The organism is Leisingera sp. S2M4 (assembly GCF_055398055.1).
In genome coordinates, this window is record NZ_AP040862.1 from 432,454 (window position 1) to 448,030 (window position 15,577).

15 protein-coding genes and 1 pseudogene are annotated in these 15,577 nt (G+C 62.3%); 7 read left to right on the plus strand and 9 right to left on the minus strand.

What is annotated here, in order from left to right; all coding sequences use genetic code 11:
• Nucleotides 1-54 precede the first annotated feature (54 nt).
• Complete coding sequence (locus ACZ52D_RS18280; protein WP_464443256.1) at nucleotides 55-573, plus strand: hypothetical protein; 519 nt, start codon at nucleotides 55-57, stop codon at nucleotides 571-573.
• A 392-nt stretch (nucleotides 574-965) separates the two neighbouring features.
• Here ACZ52D_RS18280 and ACZ52D_RS18285 read toward each other — a convergent pair whose 3' ends face one another.
• Together ACZ52D_RS18285 and ACZ52D_RS18290 are read right to left on the minus strand one after the other, a co-directional pair.
• Nucleotides 966-1,262 (minus strand): carbohydrate porin, encoded by a 297-nt coding sequence (locus tag ACZ52D_RS18285; RefSeq protein ID WP_369924556.1) that lies wholly within the window; start codon nucleotides 1,260-1,262, stop codon nucleotides 966-968.
• 79 nt (nucleotides 1,263-1,341) lie between these two features.
• Nucleotides 1,342-2,550 (minus strand): multidrug effflux MFS transporter, encoded by a 1,209-nt coding sequence (locus tag ACZ52D_RS18290; RefSeq protein ID WP_464443257.1) that lies wholly within the window; start codon nucleotides 2,548-2,550, stop codon nucleotides 1,342-1,344.
• 102 nt (nucleotides 2,551-2,652) lie between these two features.
• Here ACZ52D_RS18290 and ACZ52D_RS18295 point away from each other — a divergent pair, with 102 nt between their 5' ends.
• Nucleotides 2,653-3,255, plus strand: coding sequence for a TetR/AcrR family transcriptional regulator (locus tag ACZ52D_RS18295; protein WP_464443258.1), 603 nt, complete (start codon nucleotides 2,653-2,655; stop codon nucleotides 3,253-3,255).
• Nucleotides 3,256-3,274: 19 nt separating this feature from the next.
• Here the strand turns inward: ACZ52D_RS18295 and ACZ52D_RS18300 are convergent.
• A pseudogene (locus ACZ52D_RS18300) lies at nucleotides 3,275-3,364 on the minus strand (IS5/IS1182 family transposase); the annotation flags it as partial.
• On the opposite strand from ACZ52D_RS18300, the gene ACZ52D_RS18305 reads away from it, so the two are divergent.
• Together ACZ52D_RS18305 and ACZ52D_RS18310 are read left to right on the plus strand one after the other, a co-directional pair.
• The gene (locus tag ACZ52D_RS18305) at nucleotides 3,348-3,623 is read left to right on the plus strand and encodes a CoA transferase (RefSeq protein WP_464443259.1); all 276 of its coding nucleotides are present in this window, start codon (nucleotides 3,348-3,350) and stop codon (nucleotides 3,621-3,623) included. The pseudogene ACZ52D_RS18300 and the gene ACZ52D_RS18305 overlap by 17 nt on opposite strands.
• Nucleotides 3,624-4,735: 1,112 nt before the next feature.
• Nucleotides 4,736-6,184 carry a pyridoxal phosphate-dependent decarboxylase family protein gene (locus ACZ52D_RS18310; protein WP_464443260.1) on the plus strand — a complete coding sequence of 483 codons (1,449 nt, stop codon included), beginning with the start codon at nucleotides 4,736-4,738 and terminating at the stop codon, nucleotides 6,182-6,184.
• 51 nt (nucleotides 6,185-6,235) lie between these two features.
• On the opposite strand, the gene ACZ52D_RS18315 is transcribed toward ACZ52D_RS18310, so the two are convergent.
• Both ACZ52D_RS18315 and ACZ52D_RS18320 read right to left on the minus strand, forming a co-directional pair.
• Complete coding sequence (locus ACZ52D_RS18315; RefSeq protein ID WP_464443262.1) at nucleotides 6,236-6,547, minus strand: hotdog family protein; 312 nt, start codon at nucleotides 6,545-6,547, stop codon at nucleotides 6,236-6,238.
• Nucleotides 6,548-6,978: 431 nt separating this feature from the next.
• Entirely contained in the window at nucleotides 6,979-7,920 is a 942-nt protein-coding gene (locus ACZ52D_RS18320; protein ID WP_464443263.1) for a LysR family transcriptional regulator, read from the minus strand.
• Between the two features lie 40 nt (nucleotides 7,921-7,960).
• Here ACZ52D_RS18320 and ACZ52D_RS18325 point away from each other — a divergent pair, with 40 nt between their 5' ends.
• The 3 genes from ACZ52D_RS18325 (at nucleotide 7,961) to ACZ52D_RS18335 (ending at nucleotide 11,526) form a co-directional block, all read left to right on the plus strand.
• On the plus strand, nucleotides 7,961-9,148 hold the full coding sequence (locus ACZ52D_RS18325) for a CaiB/BaiF CoA transferase family protein (protein ID WP_464443265.1): 1,188 nt from the start codon (nucleotides 7,961-7,963) through the stop codon (nucleotides 9,146-9,148).
• Nucleotides 9,138-10,274, plus strand: coding sequence for an acyl-CoA dehydrogenase family protein (locus ACZ52D_RS18330; protein WP_464443266.1), 1,137 nt, complete (start codon nucleotides 9,138-9,140; stop codon nucleotides 10,272-10,274). The genes ACZ52D_RS18325 and ACZ52D_RS18330 overlap by 11 nt, the downstream gene beginning before the upstream one ends.
• 494 nt (nucleotides 10,275-10,768) lie before the next feature.
• Nucleotides 10,769-11,526 (plus strand): IS5 family transposase gene (locus ACZ52D_RS18335; protein ID WP_464443267.1). Its coding sequence is split into 2 segments (ribosomal slippage): nucleotides 10,769-11,093 and nucleotides 11,093-11,526, totalling 759 coding nucleotides; the frame shifts between segments, so codons are not numbered across the junction.
• Between the two features lie 268 nt (nucleotides 11,527-11,794).
• Here ACZ52D_RS18335 and ACZ52D_RS18340 read toward each other — a convergent pair.
• The 4 genes from ACZ52D_RS18340 to ACZ52D_RS18355 are packed head-to-tail and all read right to left on the minus strand — an operon-like array spanning nucleotide 11,795 to nucleotide 15,528.
• Complete coding sequence (locus ACZ52D_RS18340; RefSeq protein ID WP_464443268.1) at nucleotides 11,795-12,742, minus strand: oligopeptide/dipeptide ABC transporter ATP-binding protein; 948 nt, start codon at nucleotides 12,740-12,742, stop codon at nucleotides 11,795-11,797.
• The gene (locus ACZ52D_RS18345; protein WP_464443269.1) at nucleotides 12,739-13,722 is read right to left on the minus strand and encodes an ABC transporter ATP-binding protein; all 984 of its coding nucleotides are present in this window, start codon (nucleotides 13,720-13,722) and stop codon (nucleotides 12,739-12,741) included. Before ACZ52D_RS18345 ends, ACZ52D_RS18340 begins: the two co-directional genes overlap by 4 nt.
• Nucleotides 13,719-14,606 (minus strand): ABC transporter permease, encoded by an 888-nt coding sequence (locus tag ACZ52D_RS18350; RefSeq protein WP_464443270.1) that lies wholly within the window; start codon nucleotides 14,604-14,606, stop codon nucleotides 13,719-13,721. Before ACZ52D_RS18350 ends, ACZ52D_RS18345 begins: the two co-directional genes overlap by 4 nt.
• A 1-nt stretch (nucleotide 14,607) precedes the next feature.
• Nucleotides 14,608-15,528: an ABC transporter permease gene (locus ACZ52D_RS18355; RefSeq protein WP_464443271.1), complete on the minus strand. Its 921-nt coding sequence runs from the start codon at nucleotides 15,526-15,528 to the stop codon at nucleotides 14,608-14,610.
• Between the last annotated feature and the right edge of the window lie 49 nt (nucleotides 15,529-15,577).

Consider the following 15,577-nt stretch of genomic DNA (forward strand, 5'->3'; position numbering starts at 1 on the left):
CTTGTCGCGCCTCCCGTTCAATTCCGGGCACTGCAACTGATGAGGGGCACAAACGTGGACATTTTGAAAACAGCGACTGACTGGACGAAAACCGAAATGCTCTCCTCCGCCTTCTTCATTCTCTTCGGCCTGTCCTTTCTTCTGGCAAGCCTGGGCTTTTGGCAGATGGGTAGGACCGACCTGGCGAGGGCCTATGTCATCCCCATACTGATGTCGGGCACGCTGATCCTGGTCATCGGGGTGGGCCTGTTCTTCTCCAGCCAAGCCCGGTTGGCGAGCTTCCCAGCGGCATACGCCACCGATGCCGTCGGTTTCGTTGCAGACGAGATCGCACGCGCCGACAGGGTGTTGAACGAATACCGGATTGCGGTGTTCCGGGTGATCCCGCTGATCATCGCCGCCTGCGCGCTGGCGATACTCTACTTCGAGACGCCCCTTTGGCGGGCGAGCCTGATCACAACCACCGTTATGATGGCGGTCATTCTGGTGATCGACACCAATGCCAACGCGCGGCTGGAAGGATATAGGGAGCAACTCGCGTTGGCCGGGAAATTCTTACCGCCATCAATGTGAAGCGGACGTCCATTGCGGGTGCCGCGAATGGCTGCTCTCCGCCCGGGCCTGCGGATGCCGTAAGTGCCAGAAGATCCGCCCTTCGGGTCCGCTTTGGGCTACTTGGTGTTGTCTGACAGAAGCGTCCTGGTCAAGTTCCGCTGCAACCCTGCCGCCGCATCTCCGCAAGTCGGTAGTGAGCCCACAGCGGTCACAGAAATGCCGGCGAACTTTGCAGCTGCAGCAGAATACCGTTACTCCAGTACGGAACCTCAAGTACCCGCATTAGGCGAGTCAAATTCAGCGTCCCGTCGCTTTTCAGAGCATTTGCGGGTTCACGATATGTGCGCAGCACGGCTGCTCAGGTGATTTGTGCAGGCTAAAGCCGGTAACTTTGATCGTAACCACTCCGCTCAAAAGGTTGCTCTGAGGCGCAGTCCTAAAACCGTGACCGTTATCTTGCTTGGATTGGCTTTCTGGTTCGTGATGAATTGAACCGATGGGGTGACGGCGACGGTTTCGAGCAGTTGGAACCGGTAGTAGATCTCGCTCGTTATCTGGCCCTGCAGGGCATCCTTCTGATCAAAGCAAAGCCCCGCTGACGGATCAGCGGGGCTGTCAACATTTGCCGGAAAGGGCTGGGGGCCGCAACGTCGGCTAGGAGGAAGGAATGTGACGGGTCGTGAGCTGCTCTTTAGATCTTCCGACATGAAAAGCGGTGCGGCGCATCAGCGCCGCGCGGTTTCCCGGGAGAAGCGGACCCGGTGCAGCCAGAGCCTGGGAGGGTTCTTATGCACCGGCTTTCTGCGCGCGGCTGCGGAAGCCGAAAAACAGGGCCGCCGCAAAACCGGCAGGGGTCAACAGTCCGAGGGACATTGGCAAGGCCGTATCCATGCTTCCCAAAGCGACGCAGGAGGACACCGAAAATGCGATGGCGAATTGCGCGGCGCCGAGCAGGGCGGACCCGATACCGGCTCCCTCGCCGCACAGGTCCATCGTCATGGCCATCGCATTGGCCGACAGCAGGCCGACCATGCCAATGGACACCCAAAGTGGAACGGCAAAGATCCAAAGCGTCTGCGTGCCGGAGACCAGCACCAGACACAGGGCCGCGGCGGCAAACACGGGCAAGCCGGCCGTGACGATCTGTTCCGGGCTGTAACGGTTGAGCAAAACTCCGTTGATCCGGCCGAAAAGGATCAGCGCGGCGGCAATAACGGCAAACATAATGCCGAATTCAAGCGCGCTCAGCCCGAAGATGCCCTGAAACACGCCGGAGGAGCCGGTGATGAACGCAAACATGCCGCCCTGTATCAAGCCGGACACCAGCACCATGACCACAAATCTTTGCTGCGATAGCAGCATGGCGGCTGCCCGCAGGCTGCCGATGAACGGCCGCGGCTTGCGGCTGGCGGCAGGAAGGGTTTCCGGCAGGACAGCCGCCGCCAGCGCAAAGGCGGTGATGCTGATCAGCGCCATCGCCGCAAAGATCGAGCGCCAGCCGAAGGCTTCAAGAAGGAGGCTGCCCAGCGTCGGCGATACAATCGGACCGATTGTCAGCAGCATGACCAGCACGGTCATCACCTGAGCCGCGCGGCGTCCCTGATAGAGATCCTTGACCATGGCCCGGCCCACAACCATGCCGGCGCTTGCCCCGATGGCCTGCACAAACCGCAAGGCGTTGAACCATTCGATGTCGCTGAGGAGCGGCAGAGCGATAGATGTCCCGGTGAACAGCGCGACGCCGACTAGCAGCGGCGCCTTGCGCCCATAGGTGTCGGTCAGCGGGCCGAGCAGAAGCTGCCCCGCGCAGAGACCGAGAAAGAAGATCGACAGCGAAAATTCTGCCGCGGTGCGTGTGGAGCCCATGGAAGCGGCCAGGTCGCCGAGTGCGGCCAGGTACATATCCGTCGCCAGAGGCGGAAACAGGGACAGCAAGCCCAGCGTCGCCGTAATCGCCGCTGCGTGTTTGGGGGAAAGGGTCGTGTGAGGTATCATCGTTCCTGCTGCATTAATAGACTGCGGTCTACTTGCGGTTAATAGACTTTGGTCCAATAAGTAAAGCAAGATATGTTCTGCATTCGTGAACAGGAGTTGTGCATGGCCAGCCCCCCCCAGGGCGGACGCCCAGTGAACGCCCAGGCCGGAGCCGCTTTGAAAGCGGCTGCGCTGCGCCTTGTGCGCGAAAGAGGGTACGGCAAGGTATCGATCGCAGCCATCGCCGAGGAGGCGGGCGTGGCCCGCCAGACACTTTACAACCGGTGGAACACAAAGGCTGATCTGGTTCTTGATGCCGTGTTTGAAGAGACGCAGAGCTACGCTGCAGCGCCGCCTCTGGACGGGGAGCGGGCGTGCCGCGATCTGCTTGAGGAGTTCCTGATAAACGTCTTCAGTCATCTTGCTGTCAATGGCGGCGTTCTGCGTGCCCTGATTGCGGCGGCGCAGCAGGATGCGGCTTTTCAGGCGAATTTTTACGCCAAGTTCGTTCTGCCCCGCGAGAAGATGGTCACGAATCTGCTGCAGCGGGCCATCGAACGCGGCGAGCTGTCTGCAGATCGCAGTCCAGAGCTGGTTTCGGGCCTGATCCATGGCGCTTTCTGGTACCGTCTGCTGAACCGGGGGGTGCTGGACGCCAGTTTTGCCAGAGCGGTCACGCGTGACGTATTTGGCCCGCCGACTTCGCCGACAGGGGGCGACTGCTAGGCTTCAGCCTCATTAAGTTTCAGAGCCAGAAGATGACGGCGGCGGCAAGCGCGATGGCTGAGAGGAAGGCCTTCGGGCATCTGCCGTAACGGATGGCGACACGCCGCCAAGCCGTCACCGTCGGCCCGATCTGCGACGTCTCGGATCTGGTCGATCATCCCTATGTTCGTGGTCGCGGCGTGTTACACGATTACGAATACGACAGCATGGAGCGCCTGCCGATGCAGCAGAACTTTCCGCGTCTGAGCACCACGCAGGGCGCTGTACGCGCGTCGGCGCCGAGGCTCGGTCACCACACCGCAGAAATCCAGGCCGAACTTGGCTTCGACGACCCAGGCATAGCCCGTGCCGCCGGGGAAGCAGCGTGACCATGTAGCGCTCCCCGCTGTTCATACCGTTTTTGGAAGAGATGTTCATCGCCAAGGCCGCAAGCCGCGGCGCCGATGCCGTCGTTCTCGACTTTGAAGCCAACGTGATCGAAGGCGTCTCGGCGATTGGTCTGCCCCCTACGCCTCGTTGACCTTGGAGTCGGGCGCAGCCCCCACTTGGGTCAACTGATCGAACTTGAAGGTCCGCTTTCGAGAAGCCCTTCGCGCCCGCCGCACATTCACCGCTTCGCCTTGTATGAAGATCCGCTTCGGGCTGGCTCGAGCCAATCACGGTTAGCCAGGAACGCTGCCGCGGCGGGCAGCAGAGAGCCCTAATCACCGCGGTGCGTCAGGCTGAGTTCGCGCGTGCAGCATAGTTCATCTCGTCGCTACCGGCCCACAGCCGACGTCCAACGACCACCAGCGTCGCTGCGGTGCGGCCCGGCAGAGAAGACGTTCGCTGCAACCGCGAAATCAGATGACGGGCGAATTCGCCCTATGCGCAACCTTCCGAGCCTTCACCGCAGTTGCTCAAATGTCCGCATGCAGCCCAATTCGGACATTCATGTGAAGTCCAGCACAGGCCATGCTGCGGCCGCGATGCTTTCCCAGTAGCGGACCATCAAACGACCAAATGACCAAGGCGATGCTTCGCCAGGCATGGATGTTAGCGAAGCGCAGATTGCGACCTTTGCAAAGTCTTCGGGTCTGCCAGCCGGGCGGCGATCCCATGCTCCATGGGCAATGAAAGGAGCAGACCTTCGCCGCAGGTGCAGCTTCCAACCATCTTTGAACGAAAGGGATGCGAAACAAACCCGCCGTTCGCCGCAAGTGCTCAATCGTCGCTGCAGCAGCGAAGGCGACCTGAAAGAGGGCGGAAAGTGTGATTTCGCTACAGGCTCGTGACACTGATGCCGGGACATTGGAAGTCGACATTCAGATACCCCTGAATTCGGGTAATTCTCGGCACTACTAAAGGTCCGCTCGGAGCCCATTATGACCAATGTTGTGCTTCGCACATCTAGAATGCGGTGAGGGGAAAGCCGTCATTGATCCGGTCGGGATCGAAATCTTGACAATGTTGTCGCGCGGAAACCGCATGTTTCGGGTCGATGCAACTGGCCAGCGCAGATAATTTCACCCCAAAGCAATCACAGGATTTCCCGATGCACGGACGCGACGCACTCTTCCCGGATTTTGAACAACTTACGAAGGCAGAAAATGCGTTGACCGAACGCCTAAATCAGGCGCGCCGCGACTATGCCAGGCGCAATGCGACCTCGGCAGGGTTAACGCCTGACTGGTTGGAAGAGTTGAAATCCAAACGGTTTGACCAAGCGGAAGATCTCGAACCGCTGATAGACTGGGTGATTGACGCGCTCGATACCGGCAGCGTGCAGATGACTCATCCGGGATATCTTGGCCTGTTCAATCCTGCGCCTACCTTTGCCGCGGAATGTGCAGATCGGATCGCGTCGATGTTCAATCCGCAAATCTGTGTGTATTCTCATGCGCCTGCCGCCGTCGAAATCGAACAACATGTCATCGACGAAATGGCTCGACGCGCGGGGCTTCCCGAGGGATCTGGAGGACATTTTACCAGTGGCGGTGCCGAAGCCAATTCGACGGCTGTTTTATGTGCCTTGCAGGCGAAATGCCCGGATTACAGCGACAAGGGCATCTATGAGTTCGGCGGTCAGCCGACGATTTACGTCTCGAAGGAAAGCCACCTTGCATGGTTGAAGATGGCGCATTCGGCAGGCATCGGACGCAACGCCGTTCGATTGATCGCAACTGATGGCCAAGGCCAGATGGATGCGGATTGTCTTGCGACTGCCATTGATGAGGATCTGAAAAACGGCTGCGTTCCGGTCCTGATCGTGGCCACGGCTGGCACCACGAATGCCGGGATGATCGACCCTCTTAAAGCTTGCAGCGCTTTGGCGCAAGCGCACGGCATGTGGTTTCACGTTGACGCGGCTTGGGGTGGTGCGATGATTGCCAGCACGGCAAGGCGGTCTGTGCTGGATGGCATTGAACAGGCGGATTCGATCACGATTGACGCCCATAAATGGTTCGCCACCACAATGGGGGCCGGCATGTTCCTGACCTCACACCCTGACATACCGGCACAGGTTTTCCGGATCTCGGCCAGCTACATGCCAGAAAGCGAGGCAGCCAAGGATTTCTACGTGAATTCCAATCAGTGGTCGCGCCGCTTTGTGGGATTGCGCCTGTTTCTCGCTCTCGGGGCCGCGGGATGGGACGGCTACGGCGACCATGTGGAACGCTGCATCCGGCTGACCAGCCGGTTCACGGACAACCTGAAGAAGGCGGGTTGGACAGAGGCAAACCGGTCTTTCATGGGGGTAAGTTGCATGGTCCCGCCGGAAGGCAACGACGCAGTGCAACGCTATGTCGATGCGGTTCACGCAGATGGCCGGTTCTGGATTTCCAAGGCGGTGTTCGAGGGCAATCCGGTTTTGCGGGCCTGCGTCACCAATGGACGCACGGATGAAGCGACCATTGATCAGCTGACGGACTTGCTGACGACGGCTTGAGGTTATGAATAGAGAGCCCGCCACAAGAATGGCGGGTGCTTTTGCAATTCGTCAACCGGCGCGCAGATGCGTGGTTGTCATTTCGATCAGCAGACGTCCTGTCTCTCCGCGCACCTCGGTGCGAATGACAATGAGTTTGCCGTCGCGTTTGACCGTCGTGGAGGTTGCAATCGAATCGCCCGCCTTTTCATTGCCCGACAGGACTGGATGAAGATCAACGGCGAGCGGGAAACCCGACCCGTCTTCACCAATGCTGTCCAGATCGCCGATTGCACACAAGGTCGCTGCGATATCGGCAAACCAGATCAAGGCGTCGGCGTGCATCGTTCCAAATGGGTTCTTTGCGGCTTCGGCCACCGGCATTCTGGCAACCACGCGTTCGAGCTCGCGGCTTTAAATGGTAAAGCCGATTTCGCCCTTCCATTCATTCTCAGCCAGTTTTTGTCTGATGTTCATTTCCATACACTCAACTTTCAGTGGCAAGAGCATGCTTACACCTGGAATACCTGAACTCGACCCGAATCTTGCGCATATTTGTTTACCGATGCGGGTGACGGAAAGCACTGCAAGCGGACATTTGAGCAACTGCGGTGAAGGCTCGGAAGGTTGCGCATAGGGCGAATTCGCCCGTCATCTGATTTCGCGGTTGCAGCGAACGTCCACTCTGCCGGGCCGCACCGCAGCGACGCTGGTGGTCGTTGGACGTCGGCTGTGGGCCGGTCATGAAATGCTGGAGGCAGAACAAAAGACGCAATTCATGTTGCCGTGGATTGGTCCCGGATATCTCTTGGCGCTCAGGTCGCCGGGTTAAAATAGGCTTCAGCAAAGGCGGTAAAAGCATGGGTGATTGGCCGCTTGAGCGCCGCGCCGCGATGAGCAAGGGCGACCTGATGCAGCGGCGGGCGGCCGTCGAGTGGAACCCGGATCACTGGACTGCCATCATAGCAAGGACCGTCTGGCAGGTCGGTCGCCAGAAGGCCAACACCAAACCCGTTGGCCACCATTGACCGCAACATTTCGATCGAAGCTGTTTCGTGGGTCACCCGCACCGGAACACTTGTATTCTGTAACAGAGACAGAAAATAGCCCCGACTGTGGGGCAGGTTCATCAGGATGACCGGATCCTGCACCAGATCCTCGGAGCAAACGCTGGGTTGCTGTGCCAACCTGTGCCCCTTCGGCAGCAGGGCGTAGGGCTCTACGGCCATCAGAGGCGTGATGACAAAATCCGACGGAATGCCAAAATCGTACAGCAGCGCCATGTCAATCCTGCCTTCGCTGAGCCAATCGAACAGCGTTTGCAGGTCGCCTTCAAGAATGCGGACTTCGGCGTCGGGGCGGGCGTCCAGAAAGCGGCGCACCAACTGCGGCGCATAGCGTGGGCCGAGGGTTGAAAACACTCCCAGATTCAGGAACTCTGGCGTGCCCTCGCCGCCGCTCAGAACCCAGCGGGCTTGTTTCTCCAGTTCGCGCAGCTGTGCAAGTTTATGTTGACCGAACGTGGTCAGCTCCATCCCGCGGCCTGGGATGCGGATAAAGAGCTTCTGTCCGAACACTTCCTCGCAGCGGGCGATAGCCAGCGAAACCGAGGGCTGCGACGTGTTCAGCGCACGGCTCGCCGCAGCGGTGCTGCCCGTGTCCGCGACCGCCAGCAGGATTTCAACCTGGCGGAAGTTTAGTGGTATATTCATATCTATATACCCTTCATACGCATACCATATTTCCGAATATATCACACCAGACGCTATCCTCCAGCAAGCAACTAATGGGGGGCGCATGTTCGTAGATGGCAAAACGGAAGGCAGCAGGCCGCTGGAGCGGGTCCGGATCTTGGATTTTTCTCGGGTTCTGGCCGGGCCCTATTGTACGGCGTTGATGGCCGATCTTGGCGCAGAGGTGATCAAGGTGGAACCGCCCGCAGGCGATGACTACCGCCACATCGGCCCATTCAGGGACGGCGAAAGCCTGCTGTTCCAATCAGTGAACCGCGGCAAGAAATCCATCGTTCTGGATCTGAAAACCGAGGACGGCGCGGCGGCGGCGCGGGCGCTGGCGGCGGAGAGCGACGTGCTGGTCGAGAACTTCCGCCCCGGCGTGATGGACCGGTTCGGGCTGGGTGCGGACACACTGTGCGCGGCTTGTCCCCAGCTCGTCTATGTGTCCGTCTCTGGGTTCGGCCAGACAGGCCCGAACCGGATGCTGCCGGCTTATGACATCATCATCCAGGCGATGAGCGGGCTGATGGACATGACTGGCGCCGAGGACGGCCCGCCGATGATGGCCGGAGATGCCTTTGCCGACGTTGCAGGCGGCATGTTTGCGGCCTTCGGAGCGATGGTGGCGCTGTTTGACCGGCAACGCAGCGGCAAGGGGCGACATGTTGATCTGGCGCTTTATGACTCGCTGATGTCGATGATGCCGGTGGCGGCCTGTCGCGCGTTGATGGCGGGCGAGACACCAAAGCGGACAGGCAGCAAACACGCGCTGTCGGCCCCTTTTGGCACCTATTCGGCCGCAGATGGCAGTTTCACCGTCGCGGTACTGAATGACCGGCTGTTTGCGCGCTTTGCAACAGCCATCGGCGCACCGGAGCTGGCAGAAGATCCGCGTTTTGCCAGCGATGCTTTGCGGCGGCAGAACGAACCCGCGCTGGCGCATCATATCGAAAGCTGGGGCGCAGAACGCGGCACGCAAGACGCAGTGGCGGTTCTGTCCGAGGCAGGCATTCCAGCCGCGGCACTGTGTTCAGTGCCCGAGGCCTGGGGCTCACCGCAGGCGCAGGCGCGCGGACTGGCCTCTGCTGTAGAGCACCCCACTCTTGGCAAGGTCACAGTGCCAGAGCAGCCCGTGCATTTCAGCGATGCGCCGCGGGGCGGACGCCAGTCAGCGCCCACCTTAGGCGCCCACACTCAGGACATTCTGCAACAACTTTGGCAAAACAGGGAGAGCCCCGATGTGCGATGATCTGAACAGCGAAGAACAGGCCGTCATCGACCAGATCGAACGGTTTTCCAGCGAGGTTCTGGCACCTGCCGCTGCCGCCATCGACGCCAGGGGGCAGTTTGCAACCCTGCACCGCGCGGCACTGGCAGAAATGGGCATTATGGGCATGAACCTTCCCGAAAAGTATGGCGGCATCGGTCTGTCCGGGCCTGCCCTTTATTGCGCCGTGGAAGCTGTCGCGGGGGCCTGCGGCTCTACCGCCTCGATGCTGACAGCGCATTTCCTGGCGACGGATTCACTGCTTCTGGGGGCGGATGAGACGCTCAAGCAGCGCTTGCTGCCGACCGCCGCAGCGGGTGAGGTACTTGGCGCTTTTGCCCTGACAGAGCCGATGGCTGGCTCCAACCCTGCAGACATGAGCAGCACCGCCACCCCCGATGGTGACGGTTACCGGCTGAAGGGCTCCAAATGCTTCATCTCCAATGCGGGTGGCGCGGATTTCATCGTGGTCTATGCCAAGACCGACAGCGCAGTCGGCGCCCGCGGGGTAAGCGCCTTTGTGGTGGAACCGGGCAAGACTGATGGTGTGGAAATCGGCAAACATGAAGAAACCATGGGCCTGCGCGGCGGCCATGTTTTCCCAATCTCGTTTGACTGCCACGTTCCCGCGGAAAACCGGCTCGGCGACGAGGGCACCGGCTTCCGCACCGCGATGAAGGTGCTGGACAACGGCCGCATCGAAGTGGCCGCGCAGGCCACCGGCATTGCGCGCGCCGCGCTGGATGCGGCTGTGTGCTATGCCAAGGAACGCGAGGTTGGCGGACGGCCGATCAGCAGCTTCCAGGGGCTACAGTGGATGCTGGCCGATAGTGCCACCGATCTGGCCGCGGCGCGCGCACTGGGCATGCAAGCCGCCCGCAAGCGCGGCACTGACGAGCGGTATTCCTCAGACTCGGCGTTTGCCAAGTTATACGCCAGCGAGGCCGCTTGGCGCATCGCAGACCGAGCACTGCAAATCCACGGTGGCTACGGCTACACCCGGGACTTTCCGCTGGAACGCTACCTGCGCGACTTGCGGATCTTCAGGATCTACGAGGGATCATCGGAGATTCAGCGGACCATCATCGCCCGCGAACTTCTCAGTTAGCACTTTGATCGGCCAAATGTCGGTGTGCGCTTTCTTTGAAAATTGCTTCAGCGAGGTGAAGGTGAATCCCTGCTGTGCCAACTGCGCCGAGGCTTATTTCTGCGCAGTTGCAACGAATGTCTTCTTCAACGGACAGCAGTGCAGCATTTCGAATAGACGGCAGAGGATCGGTTAAGGCCGGTAGCGACGAGATGAACCTTGCTGCACGCGCGAACTCAGCCTGGCGCACCGCGGTGATTAGGGCTCTCTGCTGCCTTGCGGCGGTGCAGCACCAAGCTGCCCGCCGCGACAGCGTTCTTGGCTAACCGTGATCGGCTCAAGCCAGCCCAATTTGTACGTTTGCACGATGCGCGGCGACGCCCTCGCTGCAAGCGCAAAGGGTCCAGGCAGATTTCCCGAGAGCGGACCTTCATGGCTGCAGAGTTGACTAGGGTCTGGATGCATTGATTTCCGCCGCACTGCGTGATTCATGGCTCGGAAAATGGAGCTGTGACATGAGCGATCTTTTCTGGCTGACCGACGAGCAGATGGCCAAGCTCACCCCTTTCTTCCCGAAGTCGCATGGCAAGCCTCGGGTTGATGACAAGGGGGTGCTGAGCGGAATTATCTTCATAAATCGCAATGGTTTGCGATGGCGTGACGCTTCTGCCACCTATGGTCCCTACAAGACGCTCTACAGCCGGTGGAAGCGTTGGAGCGAGAAAGGCATCTTTGCGCGGATGATGGTCGGGCTGGCTGCCGAATGCGGCGAAGAGAAGACCGTGATGATCGACGCGACCTACCTGAAGGCCCACCGCACAGCGACCAGCATGGCCGCGAAAAAGGGGGGCGTGGTCGCCTGATCGGTCGAACCAAGGGAGGTATGAACACAAAGTTGCATGCCATCTGCGACAGCCAGGGCCGACCTCTCAACCTGTTCGTGACCGTCGGGCAGGTGAGCGATTATGTCGGCGCACGGGCGCTGCTCAGCAGCCTGCCAAACGTCGATTGGTTGCTCGGGGATCGGGGCTCTGACGCCGACTGGTTCCGAGAGGCATTGCAAGACAAAGGGATACGCGCCTGCATCCCCGCCCGAAAGCAGCGCAAGATCCCGGTCAAATACGACAAGCGCCGGTACAAGCGGCGAAGTCGCATCGAGATCATGTTCGGCAGGCTCAAGGACTGGAGGCGCGTGGCTACTCGCTATGACCGCTGTCCGAAAGTCTTCCTCTCAGCCATCGCCCTCGCAGCAACCGTCATCTACTGGTTATGAATCCTGACCCTAGAAAGCCTACTTATCGCTCACGATCTGAGCACAGAGGGACTATCTGGAGCCTTCAACGCGTCCGTTCTGCTTACGGTTCTAATCGCTCGTGGCATTCGATTTCTTTGCTCGCTCTCTTCTTCTCGCGTGTCGCATTGAAGATCAGAGACACGGAGTACGGCCAAAAGGCTTCACCCTTCGCCGCCCGCCGGACAGGAAGGCAGGCGGGCAGCGCGGCGGCTGCGGCTTGGGGCCGGGAGGCGGGGGAGAAGGCGTCTCAGGCCCGGGCGCAGCGCACCAAGGAGCCGCGGCCATCGGCGCGCAGCACTTGCGGGGCGGTGCGGCAGCTATCCTCCGCCGCCGGGCAGCGCGGCGCGAACAGGCAGCCTTGCGTTCGGGCGAAGGGGTCTGCCGACGCGGTGCCGAGAAGCTGTTCGGGCAGGCCCGCGGCCGGATCGGGCTTCAGCGTCGCAGCCAACAGCGCCTTGGTGTAGGGGTGTTGCGGTGCGGAGAATAGACGGCCGGTCGCGGCCTCCTCGACCTTCTCGCCAAGATACATAACCGCCACCCGGTCGGCGAGGTGCTCCACCACCGCGAGGTTGTGGCTTACGAAGACCATGGTGAGCCCCAGCTCGCGTTTCAGCTCCAGCAGCAGGTTGATGATCTGCGCCTGCACCGAAACATCCAGCGCCGAGGTCGGCTCGTCGCAGATCAGCACCCGCGGCTTCAGGATCAGCGCCCGCGCGATGGCCGCGCGCTGACGCTGGCCGCCGGACAGCTCACCCGGGTAGGCTTCGGCCAGCCGCGCGGGCAGGCCGACCAAGTCCATCAACCGCGTGGCCTCTGCTGCGCATCCGTCGCCGCCGTGCAGGGCCAATGGCTGCGCGATGAGCTGTCGGATGCGCTTGACGGGGTTGAGCGAGGCGTTGGGATTCTGGAACACCGGTTGGATCAGGCGCACACGTTCCTCCGCGTGCAGGCTGGTGATCGGGCACCCCGCGATCTCCACCGTGCCGGCATCGGGTGGGCGCAGGCCTAGCAGGATGCTGACCGCGGTGCTTTTGCCGCAGCCGGATTCACCGACCAGCCCCAGCGTCTCGCCCTCGGCCACATCAAGGCTGAGGCCCTTGACGGCCACCAGTTCTTCGGGCGGCGAAAACAGCCCGCGGCGCAGCCGGTAGGCCTTGCGGATGCCATCGAGGCGGATCATCGGAGCAGCGCTCATCGCATCACCTCCACGGGGTTGAGGCATTCGGCAAAGCGGCCTGGGGCAGACGTATGGGTCGGCACCGGGTCTGCGGCGCAGGCGGGTTCAGCACGGGCGCAGCGGCTGCGGAAGGCGCAGCCTTCAATGCCGCCGATCAGCCCCGGCACCCGGCCCGGGATAGCGGGCAGCGGGCTGCCGCGCGGGGTGACGCCCGGCACCGGGGTCGCCGCCAAGAGGCCCTGAGTGTAAGGATGCTGCGGCGCACGGAACAGCTCGGCCGCGGGGGCGCGTTCGACGATGCGGCCGGCATACATCACCGCCACGCTGCTGGCCGCACCCGCCACCACGCCGAGATCATGGGTGATCAGCAGCATCGAGAGGCCGAGGTCGGCCTGCAGCTCCTTCAGCAGCGCGAGGATCTGTGCCTGGATGGTGACGTCCAGCGCAGTCGTCGGCTCGTCCGCGATCAAGAGCTGCGGTTGTCCCATCAGCGCCATGGCGATCATGATGCGCTGGCGCTGGCCGCCGGAGAAGCCATGCGGATACTGCCGCAGCCGCGCCTCCGGGTTGGAGAGGCCGACCCGGTCCAGGAGGGTGATCGCGCGGACCTCGGCTTCGGCGCGAGACAGCGCCTCGCTGCGCATCACGCCCTCGGTCAGCTGGCGGCCGATTGTGAGCGTGGGGTTGAGCGCGCTGGCGGGATCCTGGAAGATCATCGCCACCGCGCGGCCGCGCATCCGGGCAAGGTGCTTTTGCGGGCGGTCTGTGATGTCCCGGCCTGCGAGCGCGAAACGGTCCGCGCTTACCTTTGCATAGCGCGGCAGCAACCCCATGATTGCGGTCGCAGTCAGCGATTTGCCGCAGCCCGACTCCCCCACCACGCAGAGCGTCTCGCCCCGGGCGATCTGCAGATCGGCGCCGCGCACCGCGTTCAGGTCTCCGGCCTCGGTCGGCAGGGTCACTTTCAGGTTGCGGATATCCAGTATCAGGTCACTCATTTGCGTTCGGGCCCCATGATGTCGCGCATGCCGTCGCCAAAGAGGTTCACCGCCAGCACCAGCAGGCACAGCGCGGCGCCGGGCAGGGCGATCAGCCAGGGATCGAAGAGGATGTTGTCGCGCCCCTCGGAGATCATCAGACCCCAGGACGGCGTCGGCGGCCGCACCCCGAGCCCGAGGAAGGAGAGCGCCGCCTCCAGCAGGATCACGTTGGCGGCCTCCAGCGAGACCACGACGAGGATGGTGGCGCGCATGTTGGGCAGGATCTCGAGGAACAGAATGCGGGCGCGGCTGGCGCCGATCGCGTGCAAACCCTGGATGAACTCCTGATGCCGGAGGCTCTGCGCCGCGGCCCGTGTGACCACGGCGAAGCGGTCCCACAGCAACAGCCCTAGCACGGTGATCAGCGTGGTGAGCGAGGCGCCGCCAAGCGCCACCGCGGCCAGCGCCACCAGCACGATCGGCAGCGACAGGCGGGTGGTGATGGCAAAGCTGATGACCATGTCGATCCAGCCGCCGAAATAGCCCGCAAGCAGCCCCAGCGTGATGCCGATGGCGCCGGAGACCAGGATCACCCCCAGCCCGACGCCCAGCGACACCCGCGCGCCGTGGATCAGCCGGGAGAGGTAATCGCGGCCCAGGTGGTCGGTGCCCAGCAGGTGCCCGGGCACCGCGCGGTCGTGCCAGAAGGGCGGCAGCAGGCGGCGGCTCAGGTCCTGCGCCACCGGGTCATGCGGGGCGAGGAGCGGCGCCAGAAGGGCAATGGCGGCAATCAACAGCAGCAGCGTGCCGCCGGTCACGGCACCGCTGTTGCGGCGCATCTTGCGCCAGACCGACGGGCGCGGCGGCTCCGTGTCCAGCGCGGCGGTATTCAGATCGGCCATGTCAGGAGGCTCCTCTCAGGCGCGGATCGAGATAAGCGTTCAGGATGTCGGCCAGCGTGGTCAGCAGCACGTAGAGCAGCGCGAGGATCAGGATGATCGCCTGCACCACGGGCAGGTCGCTGCGCAGAAGCGACTCCCAGGCAAGCCGCCCGAGCCCGTTGAGCGCAAAGACGCTTTCGATCACGATGGAGCCGGACAGGAGCTGCCCGAGCTGCACCGCAGACAGCGACACCAGGGGCAGCACCGCGTTGCGCAGCGCGTGGCGCGGGATCACCACCTGCATCGGCAGCCCCTTGGCGCGGGCGGCGCGGATGTAGTCGCTCGCCAGCACGTCGATCATCCCGGAGCGGGTGATGCGCATCAGCTCGGGGATCGCGTAGTAGCTCAGCACCACCACCGGCAGGATATAGCCGCGCCAGCTGTCCGCGCCGGAAATCGGCACCAGCCCGTACCAGACTCCGAAGACCACGATCGCCATCAGCCCGAGCCAGAAGCTGGGGATCGCTTGGCCGGAGACCGCGATCACCAGCGCCAGCCGGTCGATCCAGCCGTTGGGTCGCAGCGCCGCCGCCACGCCGAGCGGCAGCGCAATGGCCAGCGCCACCACGAAGGAGATGAAGCCAAGCGTCAGCGTCACCCCGGCGCGGCCCGCGATGATGCCGGTGACTGGCGTGTTGAAGTAGATGCTCTGGCCCAGGTCGCCGCCGAGCGCACTGCCTGCCCAGTCCAGGAACTGGATCAGTACCGGCCGGTCGAAGCCATAGGCCTGGCGGATCGCCTCGGCGTCCTCGGCCCGCCCGCCGGCGCCTGCGATGGCGATGGCGGGATCGCCGGAGAGGAACACCAGCCCGAAGCTGAGCGCCGACACGGTGAGACAGACGGCGAGCGCCACCAGGAGCCGCTTGCAGATGAAGGGTAACATGTTCTTGGTCCAATTGGTCGGGGTTGGCCGGACTGGTCCGGGTCTGCGG

Excerpts from the sequence above, each read along its gene's own strand:
- ACZ52D_RS18285 (WP_369924556.1), bottom strand. The coding sequence starts at position 1,262 with ATGTCGGAAGATCTAAAGAGCAGCTCACGACCCGTCACATTCCTTCCT.
- ACZ52D_RS18290 (WP_464443257.1), bottom strand. The coding sequence starts at position 2,550 with ATGATACCTCACACGACCCTTTCCCCCAAACACGCAGCGGCGATTACG.
- ACZ52D_RS18295 (WP_464443258.1), top strand. The coding sequence starts at position 2,653 with ATGGCCAGCCCCCCCCAGGGCGGACGCCCAGTGAACGCCCAGGCCGGA.
- ACZ52D_RS18305 (WP_464443259.1), top strand. The coding sequence starts at position 3,348 with ATGGCGACACGCCGCCAAGCCGTCACCGTCGGCCCGATCTGCGACGTC.
- ACZ52D_RS18310 (WP_464443260.1), top strand. The coding sequence starts at position 4,736 with ATGCAACTGGCCAGCGCAGATAATTTCACCCCAAAGCAATCACAGGAT.
- ACZ52D_RS18315 (WP_464443262.1), bottom strand. The coding sequence starts at position 6,547 with ATGCCGGTGGCCGAAGCCGCAAAGAACCCATTTGGAACGATGCACGCC.
- ACZ52D_RS18325 (WP_464443265.1), top strand. The coding sequence starts at position 7,961 with ATGTTCGTAGATGGCAAAACGGAAGGCAGCAGGCCGCTGGAGCGGGTC.
- ACZ52D_RS18330 (WP_464443266.1), top strand. The coding sequence starts at position 9,138 with ATGTGCGATGATCTGAACAGCGAAGAACAGGCCGTCATCGACCAGATC.
- ACZ52D_RS18340 (WP_464443268.1), bottom strand. The coding sequence starts at position 12,742 with ATGAGCGCTGCTCCGATGATCCGCCTCGATGGCATCCGCAAGGCCTAC.
- ACZ52D_RS18345 (WP_464443269.1), bottom strand. The coding sequence starts at position 13,722 with ATGAGTGACCTGATACTGGATATCCGCAACCTGAAAGTGACCCTGCCG.
- ACZ52D_RS18350 (WP_464443270.1), bottom strand. The coding sequence starts at position 14,606 with ATGGCCGATCTGAATACCGCCGCGCTGGACACGGAGCCGCCGCGCCCG.
- ACZ52D_RS18355 (WP_464443271.1), bottom strand. The coding sequence starts at position 15,528 with ATGTTACCCTTCATCTGCAAGCGGCTCCTGGTGGCGCTCGCCGTCTGT.